Source organism: Blautia sp. HCP3S3_H10_2 (assembly GCF_052122375.1).
In the GTDB taxonomy this organism is placed as follows: Bacteria; Bacillota; Clostridia; order Lachnospirales; family Lachnospiraceae; genus Blautia_A.
Genome location: NZ_JBQKCL010000021.1, coordinates 1 through 12,925 on the forward strand (window position 1 = coordinate 1; position 12,925 = coordinate 12,925).

Consider the following 12,925-nt stretch of genomic DNA (forward strand, 5'->3'; position numbering starts at 1 on the left):
TTACTAATAGGGTGAGGGCTTGACCAACAATCGCAAGGTTGAAAAAAGATTCTTGACAAAGTATTCCAAAGGATGTAACATGTATGTAGTTTTGAAGGTGCAAACCTTTATTTGGCCCGGTGGCTCAGTTGGTTGGAGCGCCGCCCTGTCACGGCGGAGGTCGAGAGTTCGAGTCTCTTCCGGGTCGCTTGCTGATAGCAATCAGCATAAATTAAATATTGTGGGATCTTAGCTCAGCTGGGAGAGCATCTGCCTTACAAGCAGAGGGTCATAGGTTCGAGCCCTATAGGTCCCATATGGATGGATTCCCGAGTGGCCAAAGGGGACAGACTGTAAATCTGCTGGCGATGCCTTCGAAGGTTCGAATCCTTCTCCATCCATTTGATGAATATAATTCATCTGTTGTAGCCAGTGGTTACGTGCCGATGTGGCTCAATTGGCAGAGCAGCTGATTTGTAATCAGCAGGTTATCGGTTCGAGTCCGATCATCGGCTTTTGTTTCAAAAGAATATATCGCGGGATGGAGCAGTCTGGAAGCTCGTCGGGCTCATAACCCGAAGGTCATAGGTTCAAATCCTATTCCCGCTACTTATGCCCAGATAGCTCAGTTGGTAGAGCAGAGGACTGAAAATCCTCGTGTCGCTGGTTCGATTCCGGCTCTGGGCATTTTAAATGCCAAAAGGGTGATAGAAGCCTGGGTGTTTAAAATGTGAATGATTCGACTAAAAAGTTCGATCACTTAAAATTTTATATTTGATATGGAGCATTAGCTCAGTTGGTAGAGCACTTGACTTTTAATCAAGTTGTCCGGGGTTCGAATCCCCGATGCTTCACTCTCGGAAATGCTGGAAATCCTTATAAATAAAGGATTTTCGGTATTTTTTTGTTTTAAAAAAAACAAAAGTAATCGCAAATAATCGGAACGAAATGTCCTAAAAGAGTCTTATTGAAAATAAAATGTCCCAGAAGTGTCTCAATGTCTTATAAAAAATCCACGCTTTCATATTAGATTAAATTTCCATGTCGCCAAATAGAGTTTGAATCTGTTTCGAGTTCAAACCTATTATGCGTGTTTATGGAAATCCAATTAAATATGTAAGTGTGGATTTTTTTGAGAGTGAAGTTTTATTTTATAAGTGGTATATGGATTATAAGCGGGTATGGAGAATTATGGACGGATGATGCTTTCTGCATTTTCCATAATTTCTACAATTTCATACATGTTGGTGACACCACCGACTGCCAGCTTCTCTTTTAATCCGTAAAAGTCCAGGCAGGTACCACAGGTAAGAATCTTTACACCTTCTGCTTCAAGGGATTTCAGATCTTCCAGGGAATCAGAGCCGTCACTGGTAAGGTAGGCACCTGAGTTATAGCAGAGAATGGTTTCTGGCAGCTGATCCTGTTTGGTGAGGGCAAAAATAAATGATTTCATAAGAAGCTTTCCAAGCTGTTCCTCACCGTTTCCCATAGTATTAGCGGAAAGAACAACGACAAGTCCTGGTTTCTTGGAATCTGGAGCACAAGCAGGTGAAGCTATAGCTGATTCAGAAGTTTGGGTATCGGCTGGCTTGTCTGTTGATGGTGTGGCAGAAGCGGATGCCTGTGTAGTTTTTTCGGGAATCTGGAAAGATACGGTAAACTCTTTATCACTTTTTTTCTCAGAAGAGACAGTAAATCCTCTATTATTACCAAACTTGGTAAGATTCTGAACTGCAATCTCATTGTCTACAAGAACGGTAAGAGTGCCGCCCTGTGTCATTTCTTCAGATGCTTTCTTTGCATTTACAACGGGAAGCGGGCAAGCCATTCCGCGCGCATCTACAGTTTTGTTATTCATATAAAATTCCTCCTTATATTAAATACTCAAATTAGCTGTTCATAAATTCCTTTTTAAATTATACATTCATAAATTCCCTCAGGCTGTAAATCCTGTTGTTGAAGTATTTCCTCAAGGCCAGGCTGATCTTTTAGATCTGCACACCAGGAAAGGCCGCAGCTGGCAGAAATAGACCTGGGAACAGGAATCAATCTGCCGGGAGCACTGATTGCCTTACAGGCTTTTTCCATGGCAATCGCATCGGTGGTACAACGAAATGTGATGATCAGTCGTTTTTCCTGGGCTAGCATTGTACACCTCCTATTTGTTCGTTCATGCGAGCAGGACTCACACTTTTATACCGTTAAACCTGCTTGGTTTTGAACAATTACATATGCTTTAGTATAGTCCTATAAAACTAAAACCGCAAGTGTTCTAAGTAAACTTGAGAGCACTTGCGGTTATGGGGGCTGTTTACTGTTCAGGCATGTTTTCTGCTACGGATGTTACCAGATATCCATGGGACACAGGTTCAATGGTCTGTTCCATTATCCGGTGGAGAATGTCAAGTCCACCGGCACCTTTGAAGGCTCCATAAAGGAAGTTATTGGAGATTTCCTCTGTGATAGATTCCAAACCTTCCATGATCATGCCCTTTCCTGGTGTTTCGTACCAGCGGATGAGAATTTCATTCTCCGGCAGGAAGAAAATGTGGATTTTTCTGTGTACACATTCTTCGAGAAAAGTCAGGTCAAGTTTTAGGACAGCAGTACCATTTTCATCGGAAGTAAACTGCCCGGAGGCTGCAACCAGGTAACTTTCTTCATGGAGAGTGAGCCAGGCTTCCCTGGGTTTTCCAAGGCCTATAGGAATATTATGCCACTGACCGGCTTCCAGGAAACTTACGGAAAAATCGCCCTTTTCGCAGGTGAAAGATAACTTCTGCACACCTTCGGTCATGTTATTGTGGAAAACCTGGATAAATAATGGAAAAAGGCCAATGCTCTGTGGAGAAAGTTCAAATACTTTTCCATTTAGCTGCATAGTGAGCTGATACGGATCTGGTGAAGGAAGTCCTTTCACATAATTCCAGGTATTTGAGTGCCTTGTTGAGCTACGCCTAAGGCCAGATGGATTCTTTTTCCAGCCCCCCTTTCGAAGGGCAGGAAGTGTCTGTGAAGTAAGGGTACCGTGTTCCAGCTGGGTGGTGAGGCGGTTAAGGAGAAGCTGTGCACAAGGATTCTTCGGCAATACATCTGCAGGATGAAAGTCCAGCGGGAAATGCTTGCGGATAATGTTCAGCATGACACAGTCCTGGAAAAGCTCATTGTTGCCTGCATTGGTTACCAGGACCATATTCATGTCCGGATAAACGATTACATTCTGTCCCAGCATTCCATTAAATTCGAAACTGCCTGGACGGGCTTCCATCCACATCTGGTAACCGTATCCGTAAGTGCCTTCGATACTCTCTTTATGCTTGGCTGTAGAGACTTCAACCCAAAACTCCGGGATGATCTGCTGGCCATTCCATTTGCCTTTCTGCAGATAAAGCTGGCCAAGCTTGGCCATATCTTCGGTGCAGAGGAAAAGCCCCCAGCCGCCTTTGGTAATGCCTTTGGGACAGGTTTCCCAGAAATAACGGGTAATTCCAAGAGGTGCAAAAAGCCGTGGCTCCAGATATTCTGTAAGTGTCTGTCCGGTGCGTTCTGTGATGATTGCGGATAAAACGTAGGTGTTCAGACTGTTATAGAGGAAATTCTCTCCTGGGTTGCCTGTGATAGAAGAATTCAGATAGCTGGTAAGCCAGTCATTTCCTGACACGATTCCGGATTCATTAAAAGTAACGCCGCTGGTCATGGTGAGAAGATTCTCTACGGTGACAGTAGGGCGGAAGATTTTTGCCAGAGTACTGAGGTTCTTCTGGAAAATATTATAAATGTTTTCATCCAGGGAAAGTTTGCCCTCTTCAACAAGAAGCCCAATAGCCATGCCGGTAATACTTTTACACATGGAATGGGTTACATGCCATATACGGCTGCGGTATGGGGCGAAATTAGCTTCGCAGATGACCTTGCCATTCCGAAGAGCCATGAAATGATGCATGTCTGTATAGTTTGAAGTCGCCAGATCCCGCAGCAGGTTCGAAAGCATATCAGAGGAAATGCCCTGGCTTTCCGGTGTGGCTCTGGGAAATGGCTGCTCGTATGGTTGATCAAATGGAAATTTAGGTTTTTGAGGAAAAAAATCCACACGGCTGGCACCGTCGGTTTTTCCGAGAATGATATTTGTGATCAGTTCTGCAACTGCAATCTGCTCTTTTGCCATAAGATGCTCCTTTCTGATTGGAAGCGCTGACGTTTAAGGGTGAATTTATTGTTTCCTGTCCACAAAGTGAATTGTAACATTTATTGTAGCAGTGGGAATCTGGTGTGTCAATAAGGGCGGGAAGCTCGGCATCAAATTATGAAAATGTATGATTTCCATGCGTTGTGAAGCCTATGCATCGTGGAGCAGCATTACGGCAAACAAAGTTAAGCAGTAAGCATTTATGGGTGTTGTCTGGAATTTTACAGTAAAAAAACAGAAAACAGTTCTAATGGGGAAAGAGTCAGTCATAAATATAATAATACCAGGGTCAAAAGGTCAAAAAGCTGTTCGTGCTTGCACGATAAAGCTTTTGATCTTGGGACCCGCCAAACATGAGAAAGTAGCGATTTACGCAGTAAATCAGCGGATTTCGAATGTTTGAAGGATTGTGAGAGCAGCGTAGCTGCGGAACAATCCGTGGTATTGAGTTAGTGTCAAAAGACCTTTTGACACGAACATCATATAATTAGACCTGCACAATCATGGAAAGTGCGCAGTTCCATAGAGCGTGTCCAGGCATAAGGAAAAGGAGGACGTTTATGGGATATTGGAAAGAACGTTTCAATATGATATTGACGGTAATGACCTGCTTTTTCACAGGTGTGCTTCGTGGAAAATGGGACAACCTGTTTCTTCCAGGCAGATTTTTTTACGGTAATGAGCAGAGAAAAATACCTGGTATGTATAGAAATGATTGTGGACAAGACATGATTAGAGGTTGCGTAAATCACGCGGGAAAATTTGCGGAAAGATTTCGCATAAATTGTGTGGGAAAATTCACAGAAAGTTTTGGCGAAAGAATTACCCAGATGAGCAATTGTGGGAGGATTGGGAAAAAAGGTGGAAACTGGATACGGGATGGTACACCAGAAAAATTTTGCAAAGGAAAGTGTAAAAAAAACATTCTTGCAAGATGTACGTCCCACTTTGCGGGATATTTCGCTTAAATTCGGTTGTCGTAGCCCGCTACGACGCCCTCATCCAGGTAAAATATCCTACAAATTGTAACGCACAGATTGCAGAAAGCCTTTTACAAAGTGGGAAATGTAGCTTGCAGGCATGATTTTGGAGGATTGTTTTTAGTCCGTAAAGCTAACTGAAATAGAGCAGATCTCGCTGTCGGTTCCCACACGCATGTTTGGTCCCCAGATTCCGGCACCGGAAGTGACAATGTTGTGCATACTGCCTTTTTGAAGGTAACCACAGGAATTTTCCCAGAATAGATGGATAATAAGATTTCCGGGGAAAATCTGGCCATCATGGGTGTGACCGCAAAGGTCGAGATCAACACCGGCTGCGGCTATTTCTTCAAGCTCTTTTGGCTGGTGATCCATAAAAATAATTGGTTTACTCTGGTCCAGCGATTGGGTAAGCTGGGCCGGAGTCTGGCGTGATCCCTCCACTTTTTCATAGCGAGAAGCATCACGGCGGCCAACTATGTAAAATTTGTCGTCAATAAGAACAGACTCATCATTCAGCAGGCAGATGCCTGCGTCTTTAAGAAATTCTTCCATTCTGGGATCGTTGTAATCGTCTTCTTTTCCATTAAAGGTAAAACCTGCGAGAATGGGCTCGTTAAGGTCGTGATTGCCCCAGCAGGCGTAAACGCCATATCTGGATTTAATTCCTTTCAGAATATCTTTTAATTCATCTGGTTTCGAAATAGCGTCGTATTCATTGTCGAAAATATCTCCGGCGATACAGACCACGTCTGGATCTTCTGCATTGATCTTTTCTACGATTCTTCTGGCCTGGGAGGTGCCCATGCTGTATCCGAAGTGGGTGTCGGCAAGAAGAACGACTTTCAGAGAATCCATACCGTTTACCTTTTTGGCAATATTTACGTTATAAGATGTGGTTTTCACGTGGGTTACGTGAAGGATTCCGTAAGTGCTGAGCGAGATGATCAGTAAAGTGCAAAAAAGTCCGGTAACCACAAAAGTGCTTCGCTGTCCGATAAATGGGGCATGAAATATATATTTCAGAATCAGGCGGACCAAGTCCACAACGGCAACAACCATAAGGATGTAGACAAAAGTGCCAAGAAAATAGTTGCCGATATGCTTCAGGATGCGATGCAGAGCAGCTGGTTTCTTTATCAGGAAGCCTGTGAGCAGGGCAGTTGCAAGTATAATATAAATTCCCACGAAAGAGACGCGGAATGCCATTGTCTGAAAAAGTCTGTGACAGGCGCTCATCCAGCGTATCATCCATCTTACAACATAAAAGTTGATCAGGATATACAGGGGCGCCAGAAATAGTGCGGCCATAGAAAACCTCCTAATCATAGTGCTTATTGAAGCTCATCCAGAGTAAAACGATTGCAGGATTGCTCTGGCAGTTAATGGGCATGGAGTATAGTTTACTACGGTTAATAAATTTTTGCAATTGTGCATATAATAGGGAGAAAATGATTGTGACGGTTACTGGACGCAGAGTGAACAGTAATTTGTGACGGAGTGCAGGAAAATAAAGCATGAGAAAATGGTTTCGGAGATTTTTCAGTTCGGGATTTTTTATTCCTTTTATTCTGTTGCTGCCTTATGTATGCACAATTATTTTAAATGGGGCGGATAAAGCACTTTTACTTTATTCGCCTGGGGAAGAAAAGCTGGTTCCACTGCTTCTTATGGTGCAGCTGAAGGGGGATTATGAACAGGAGGCTGTAAATGCGCAGGCGGTGATCGCAAGGTCAACGTTGTACCGGTGCCTGGAAGCTGGGGAAAGCGAAGGGAAGATTTTGGAAAAAATAGGAAAAATACTTACAGGGGAGAAAGCTGGAAGCGAAATTACCAGCGAAAAAAGTGAAGAAAACAGCGGAGAAATAAGTGATGGAAAATGGGGAGAAACAAAATATTTATGTGAGAATGGCAGGTTGTCCGGAAATCTGGCTGCTTTATGGAAATTTCTGGGAATGTCAGCCAGGCTTCAGCGTTATGAGGAGGCAGCAGAGAAAACAGCATATCAGGTGCTTACATATAAGGGAGAATTAAAATTAGTTCCTTATCATGAGATTAGCAGTGGTACCACAAGGGATGGGGAGGAAGTTTTTCACAGTGAAGAATATGCGTATCTGAAAGCGGTGGACAGCAGTCAGGACAAAGATTCACCAGATTATGTAAACAGTACATATGTGTCTGTCACACAGCTTCCGGCAAAATTAGTGATCAAAAAACGGGACAGCGCAGGTTATGTGACGGCACTGACTGCAGATGGAAACTGGCTGGAAGGGGAAACTTTCCGGCAGGGAATGCATCTTGCTTCGGCAGACTTTTCCATGCAGAGAGTAGGAAATGTGGTACGATTCCTTTGCAAAGGAAAGGGGCACGGACTGGGCTTTTCCCAGTATGGGGGAAATGAGATGGCAAAAAACGGCAGCAGCTGGGAGGAGATTCTGGAAACATATTTTCCTGAGATGGAAATAAGTACCGTACACAGACGCTGAAGTGTGAAACTGTTTGAAAACGTTGGATAGTTGGAGAAATTTTATAAAAATTGAGAAAGCCTGAATAAGCTTACATATTCTGGACACCCTATAAATACAGACAACAGCTGTGAACAGAATGTATGTAGAGGTGAAAGAATATGAGGAAAAACAGAACAGCAAAATTTATTTTCAATGGTGCACTTCTTGCAGTAGCAGCAGTATTGGGAGTGACTGCTTATCAATCAGCCAGCAAAAAGGAACATATCCAGGAGGTACTGCCTCTGGAAAGCACAAAAGAAGAAAATCTGGCAGAGACAGACGGTGGGGAAAATGCAGATTCACTGGCTGAAGTAGGAACAAACCTGGTAGAGGCTGATATGGATGGAGTGGCAGGAAATGAAATTCTGAATGGGAATTCCATAGATAGTGCGGCAAGCACGGATAGTCTGGATGGGCTGTCAAGTGCGGCAGATGCAGGCAGCAACGGAATTTATAATTCAGCGGATATTGGTGAGAGCGCTAGTGTAAATGCACAGGTTTCCCTGCATAAGGGGCCGGAAATCAATTTTTCTGAGGATACACTGATGGAATGGCCGGTGAGCGGACATGTTCTGATTGATTACAGTATGGATCAGAGTGTTTATTTCCCTACTCTGGATCAGTACAAATTAAGCCCGGCGATCGCAGTACAGGCTGTGGAAGGTGCGCCGGTGGTTTCTGCTGTAAATGGAACCGTGTATTCAATCGAAAATGATGCACAGACTGGTACAACGGTGACAATGGAGCTGGGAAACGGATATCAGGCAATTTATGGCCAGCTGACAGATCTGGATGTGGCAGAAGGTGATACTGTTACGAAAGGCTCTATTATCGGTTATATTGCATCACCTACGAAATATTACAGCGAGGAAGGTAGCAACCTGTATTTCGCAATGAAAAAAGACGGGGAGCCAATTGATCCGATTGTATATTTGCCGTGATGATAACGATTTTCAGAAGGAATGAAATCAGGGGTTATTTACGCCGTGACAAGGAACTGGAATTGCGTTTGAGGTAGATAACGCATTCACAAAAAGAGAAAAAGAACGTATAATAAAGCAGGTGGGAAAATCCGCAGCCGGTATTGTGTCCTACCTGCTTTTTTCCGGGAGATGGGAGAAATGGCTGAAGCAGCTACCTGCTATCGGGAAAAGTGAGAAAGCTTTGAGTCAGAGGAGAATGGGAAAATACCAGATCTGTAACCGGCTGCTTAAAAATAGAGATAAGGAGCGGGGACGGCGTGGTTCGTATAGGCCGGGGCGCTCCTTTACATAGAACATTGGTAAGAGGAAGTCTATGAATTATACCTATATTGTAAAGTGCGCGGACGGGAGCCTTTATACAGGCTGGACAAACTGTCTGGAGAAAAGGCTTAAGGCGCACAACAGTGGAAAAAACGGAGCGAAATATACGAAAACCAAACGGCCGGTAACGCTGGTTTACTATGAAGGATATGCCACGAAGGAAGAAGCTATGAGCCGGGAATATGCCATTAAGCAGCTGACGCGGGCGAAGAAGCTGAAGCTGATGGAGTTTTGAAAAAACGCCAAGAGCATGTTTGAAAAAGGCTTTCTGCAAAATCTCCCGCAAAGTGGGCGTACAGATTGCAGAAATGATTTTTCAAACAGGCTCCAGGCTGTTAAACAGGCATATTCGCAACGAAGCAGTACATAACAATAAAGTGGCATGCACTTCCAAGCATGATAAATACGTGAAAGATTTCGTGAGAACCGAAGTTTTTATGCCGTGCATTAAAGATGGGAAGCTTTAATGCGTAGATCACACCGCCGATAGTGTAGATGATTCCGCCAGCCAGAAGCCAGCCAAATCCAGCCTTTGGTAATGCGTGAATGATCGGAACAAAGGCCAGGACACATAACCAGCCCATGCCGATATATAAAACCGAAGAGATCCATTTCGGACAGGTTACCCAGAATGCTTTAAAAATAATTCCGAGGATAGCGGTGGCCCATACAAGTGCACAAAGAGCGTAACCGGTCTTATTATGAAGAACGATCAGGCATACCGGAGTATAGCTTCCGGCAATCATAACAAAGATCATCATGTGATCCAGCTTTTTCAACCGGCGGTTTACCTTCGCAGAGGAATCTACGGAGTGGTAGAGGGTGCTGGCTGCGTAAAGCAGCATCATGGTAAGGATGAAAATACTTAGAGCTATGATATGGATGTGGTCGCTCCATACTGAAGAACGGATCAGCAGTGGTGCGGCGCCAAAAGCTGCGAGGAGAAAGGCAATACCGTGTGTGATCGCACTTCCTGGATCTTTTAATTTAAATTTCATGATAACACCTCCAATAAAAACCAGGCGTAAGAGTAACAAAAACTTTTGCAAGTAGTAATTGAAACTACATCAAGAAGTATGCAATAACTATAACACTTTTTTTCAAAAATGCAAGGGGTTTTAAGAAGTTTTATAATATATAAATAATGAAAACACTGGAATGCTTCAAAATATACGATAGTATAGGAGATGAGTTTATGGTATGATTAAGAAAATATCTTTTTACAAATCGAAATAAAAGAATGAAAAACAGGGGGAACTTGCAGTGAAGGTTACAGAAGAGCTTTTAAAGAGAGCAGATCAGATTCCGAATTTTTCGGATGGAATCATTATGCCAGATGGAGATTACAGACTGCTTGAGAATGGTGGACATCTTCAGACGATGATGGCTCTTTTGCCATATCCGGAGAAGGAAATCTGGAAGATGATTCCAGAGAATGATTCTGCATTGTTCTGGATGATAGAGAAGACCGGCTGTGTGTTGACGGATTATAATTCGACTGTGGGGATGGCGATGACGCCGGAGCAGAAGAGGGTTTTTGATGCCTTGGTGAAGCATGGGGTTATTTCAGCGGAGTATTTTGATATTACGAAGCAGAGGGAGAAGATGGCGGCTATGCACAGCCAGGTGAATTCTGATATGAGAGTGTGAGCCATGGGGTGCAGCTTGCAGAAAGACTTTTTTAAATACGCTCCAGGGTTGAATAAATGATTTATATAAAGAGGCGCCAGAACCGACTTTTGCCGGAACTGGCGTTTTCTTATCAGGGACTTAAAAATTACTGCTCCATCTGCCGTCCAAGAAATCCGGCGGCAGTCTGGGCGAGAAGTTTTTCACTGGTGCCCATGTTGTCACGGTCATTTTTTCCCATAAGGATAACGCTGCCTATGGCATCCCCGGCGGCAATAATGGGCTGAATAACCTGGGAACTGGCTGGAGCCGGAAGTTCATCTACTACAGGAACTTTTCCCCGGTCCCTGGCATTTAAACATTTTGATTCGCGGCCATTGATGACGCCTTCCAATTGGTTGCTGATCATTTTTCCAATAAATTCCCTGCTTCCTGGACCGGCAGCAGCTACCACCTGGTCGTGATCGGTAATGCAGGAGAGCATTCCGGTGGATTGGGAAAGGGATTCCGCATATTCTTTTGCAAACATGCTGAGTTCTCCGATGGGAGAATATTTTTTCAGGATGATCTCACCTTCACGGTCGGTAAAGATTTCAAGGGGTGTGCCTTCTTTAATACGCAGGGTCCGGCGAATTTCCTTGGGGATGACTACCCGGCCTAGATCGTCTATTCTTCTTACGATTCCTGTTGCTTTCATTTATCTGTTCCTCCTGTACTTTCGTGGGCTTTCATACCTGGCAATTGTTCAGAGCCAACTGCGCAATACTGAACGGTTACCATATTTTCTAGTGTATGGATAGTATGCGAAAATATGGGGGAATTATGCGTTTGGAAATAGAATAAAAACGCGAAGAAAGCAATAAGTTTTGCGGTTTATAATCGCAAAACTTATTGATTCTGCAATGAATTATTGAGTGAAAACGCAAAATATTCCTCCAAAGTCAGGCCCGTCAGTTTCAGATATCCGGCAAGCTCACGGGTGACGTAACGGATATGCCAGGGCTCGTAAGGGACGCCGGTGATGGATTCTTTATTCTTTGGATAACGGAGGATAAAACCGTAAAGGGAGGCATTTCGGGCAAGCCATTGGCCCTCAGGAGTGTGGGAAAATTCAGGGATAAGCTGCATGCGGATGGCCGGGCAGGAGAGATCCAGTGCAAGGCCGCTCTGGTGCTCACTGGTGCCAGGGGCGGCGACATAGGGACTTCCGGTGTAAAGCTCCATCTGGCGTTTGTAGGAACGATAGCCGGAAATCCCATAAAGGCACAGACCTTCCTGACAGGCCGTATTTATGAGACGAAGGGCAGCCTTGGCCGCTCTTTTTTCCAGAAGACGTTTCGGGTCACCGGGAGGTGCATCGAAGGGAATTCCGATATCTATGAGATTTTCGGGAACATAGTCGGATGGGAGTGGATGCGTTTTATTAATCAGGCGGGTGTACAGGTATGGCATGAAAAATCCCCCTTTCAGGAGGCGAAAGCCTCTTTGGCGCTGAACAGTTACAATATTTTTATATGTATGCTGCCGGAAGCTGGAATATGATTAGGGGGATGGTATTCCTGGCTTTTTCAAATAGACATCAGGAGAAGGGGGCCTGAAAAAGAGAAAAAAATTACACCTGCTGTATTCTGATTCGGGAATTGCAGTAGGTGTAATTTTTAATGGTGTGCCTAATGGCATACATTTCTAATGTGTTATATTTTAATGTATTATATTTCTAATGGGAGATATTGCTAACGGGTTATGGCTCTTGAAATAGAGTTTAGTCCTGTCCGCCCCAGAAATCAACCGGTTCATAATCCTGTAATTTCGCCAGGAAGCCTTTCTGCTGAAGTTCTTCCTGGATGGCGTCCAGGATATCTTCGCTTTCGGCATCTATGGTGTGGTAGTGGTAACCGGAGGTTACATTTTTCAGAAGGCTGGATTTGCCGGTGCTGATCTCATCCATGTAGGCGTGGATATCACGGCGGGATTTAATTCCCATATCGGCGCGCAGGACACCATATACTTTATGATAAACAAATACATCCCGGATCTGTCCACCAGTGTCTACAATGGTGGATAATTCCTCCTCCACCTGGTCGTCTGTGTGGAAAACTTTGAAAACCCTGGAATATTTCTTATCCTCCTGAAGCAGATAGCCCTTATTGGTGGAAAAAATAGTAGCACCATTGGCACGCAGGAGAGAAATATCCTGGACAATAATCTGACGGCTTACGTTTAATTCTTTAGATAAAGTACCGCCGGAAACGGGACTATTGCTGGAGGATAGGATATTTAAAAGCTGTTTTCTTCGTTCTTCACCTTTCATATGTTCATCTCCTGTCTGCGGGTGGT

Annotated in this window: 12 protein-coding genes, 7 tRNA genes and 1 pseudogene; 12 read left to right on the top strand and 8 right to left on the bottom strand. The window is 44.0% G+C overall.

What is annotated here, in order from left to right:
• Positions 1-113: 113 nt before the first annotated feature.
• The 7 genes from ACTQWB_RS17355 (at position 114) to ACTQWB_RS17385 (ending at position 833) form a co-directional block, all read left to right on the top strand.
• Positions 114-187, top strand: a tRNA-Asp gene (locus ACTQWB_RS17355).
• 35 nt (positions 188-222) lie between these two features.
• Positions 223-295 (top strand) — tRNA-Val (locus ACTQWB_RS17360).
• Between the two features lie 3 nt (positions 296-298).
• Positions 299-380, top strand: a tRNA-Tyr gene (locus tag ACTQWB_RS17365).
• A 41-nt stretch (positions 381-421) separates the two neighbouring features.
• Positions 422-494 (top strand) — tRNA-Thr (locus tag ACTQWB_RS17370).
• Positions 495-514: 20 nt separating this feature from the next.
• Positions 515-588 (top strand) — tRNA-Met (locus ACTQWB_RS17375).
• A 5-nt stretch (positions 589-593) separates the two neighbouring features.
• Positions 594-666: transfer RNA gene (locus ACTQWB_RS17380), tRNA-Phe, on the top strand.
• A gap of 94 nt (positions 667-760) precedes the next feature.
• Positions 761-833: transfer RNA gene (locus ACTQWB_RS17385), tRNA-Lys, on the top strand.
• Between the two features lie 335 nt (positions 834-1,168).
• On the opposite strand, the gene yedF is transcribed toward ACTQWB_RS17385, so the two are convergent.
• The 3 genes from yedF to ACTQWB_RS17400 all read right to left on the bottom strand — a co-directional run bounded on the left by yedF (position 1,169) and on the right by ACTQWB_RS17400 (position 4,147).
• Positions 1,169-1,840, bottom strand: coding sequence for a sulfurtransferase-like selenium metabolism protein YedF (gene yedF, locus ACTQWB_RS17390; protein ID WP_441500905.1), 672 nt, complete (start codon positions 1,838-1,840; stop codon positions 1,169-1,171).
• Between the two features lie 53 nt (positions 1,841-1,893).
• Positions 1,894-2,130 (bottom strand): DUF3343 domain-containing protein, encoded by a 237-nt coding sequence (locus tag ACTQWB_RS17395; protein ID WP_441500906.1) that lies wholly within the window; start codon positions 2,128-2,130, stop codon positions 1,894-1,896.
• A 163-nt stretch (positions 2,131-2,293) separates the two neighbouring features.
• On the bottom strand, positions 2,294-4,147 hold the full coding sequence (locus ACTQWB_RS17400; protein ID WP_441500907.1) for a serine hydrolase domain-containing protein: 1,854 nt from the start codon (positions 4,145-4,147) through the stop codon (positions 2,294-2,296).
• A 949-nt stretch (positions 4,148-5,096) separates the two neighbouring features.
• On the opposite strand from ACTQWB_RS17400, the pseudogene ACTQWB_RS17405 reads away from it, so the two are divergent.
• Positions 5,097-5,252, top strand: a pseudogene (locus tag ACTQWB_RS17405) (DUF6783 domain-containing protein); the annotation flags it as partial.
• 16 nt (positions 5,253-5,268) lie between these two features.
• Here ACTQWB_RS17405 and ACTQWB_RS17410 read toward each other — a convergent pair.
• Entirely contained in the window at positions 5,269-6,459 is a 1,191-nt protein-coding gene (locus ACTQWB_RS17410; RefSeq protein ID WP_441500908.1) for a metallophosphoesterase, read from the bottom strand.
• Between the two features lie 206 nt (positions 6,460-6,665).
• Here ACTQWB_RS17410 and ACTQWB_RS17415 point away from each other — a divergent pair, with 206 nt between their 5' ends.
• The 3 genes from ACTQWB_RS17415 (at position 6,666) to ACTQWB_RS17425 (ending at position 9,194) form a co-directional block, all read left to right on the top strand.
• Positions 6,666-7,634 carry a SpoIID/LytB domain-containing protein gene (locus tag ACTQWB_RS17415; protein ID WP_441500909.1) on the top strand — a complete coding sequence of 323 codons (969 nt, stop codon included), beginning with the start codon at positions 6,666-6,668 and terminating at the stop codon, positions 7,632-7,634.
• Between the two features lie 140 nt (positions 7,635-7,774).
• Positions 7,775-8,596: a peptidoglycan DD-metalloendopeptidase family protein gene (locus ACTQWB_RS17420; RefSeq protein ID WP_441500910.1), complete on the top strand. Its 822-nt coding sequence runs from the start codon at positions 7,775-7,777 to the stop codon at positions 8,594-8,596.
• A gap of 355 nt (positions 8,597-8,951) precedes the next feature.
• A complete protein-coding gene (locus ACTQWB_RS17425; protein ID WP_441500911.1) occupies positions 8,952-9,194 on the top strand; it encodes a GIY-YIG nuclease family protein in 243 nt (80 codons plus the stop codon).
• A gap of 100 nt (positions 9,195-9,294) precedes the next feature.
• On the opposite strand, the gene trhA is transcribed toward ACTQWB_RS17425, so the two are convergent.
• A complete protein-coding gene (trhA, locus tag ACTQWB_RS17430; protein ID WP_441500912.1) occupies positions 9,295-9,957 on the bottom strand; it encodes a PAQR family membrane homeostasis protein TrhA in 663 nt (220 codons plus the stop codon).
• 265 nt (positions 9,958-10,222) lie between these two features.
• Here trhA and ACTQWB_RS17435 point away from each other — a divergent pair, with 265 nt between their 5' ends.
• Positions 10,223-10,609 carry a hypothetical protein gene (locus tag ACTQWB_RS17435; RefSeq protein WP_441500913.1) on the top strand — a complete coding sequence of 129 codons (387 nt, stop codon included), beginning with the start codon at positions 10,223-10,225 and terminating at the stop codon, positions 10,607-10,609.
• A 127-nt stretch (positions 10,610-10,736) separates the two neighbouring features.
• On the opposite strand, the gene spoVT is transcribed toward ACTQWB_RS17435, so the two are convergent.
• From spoVT to ACTQWB_RS17450, 3 genes are all read right to left on the bottom strand, one after another.
• Positions 10,737-11,285 (bottom strand): stage V sporulation protein T, encoded by a 549-nt coding sequence (gene spoVT, locus ACTQWB_RS17440; protein ID WP_441500914.1) that lies wholly within the window; start codon positions 11,283-11,285, stop codon positions 10,737-10,739.
• 191 nt (positions 11,286-11,476) lie between these two features.
• On the bottom strand, positions 11,477-12,040 hold the full coding sequence (locus tag ACTQWB_RS17445) for a M15 family metallopeptidase (RefSeq protein ID WP_441500915.1): 564 nt from the start codon (positions 12,038-12,040) through the stop codon (positions 11,477-11,479).
• Between the two features lie 310 nt (positions 12,041-12,350).
• The gene (locus ACTQWB_RS17450) at positions 12,351-12,899 is read right to left on the bottom strand and encodes a transcription repressor NadR (protein ID WP_441500916.1); all 549 of its coding nucleotides are present in this window, start codon (positions 12,897-12,899) and stop codon (positions 12,351-12,353) included.
• Between the last annotated feature and the right edge of the window lie 26 nt (positions 12,900-12,925).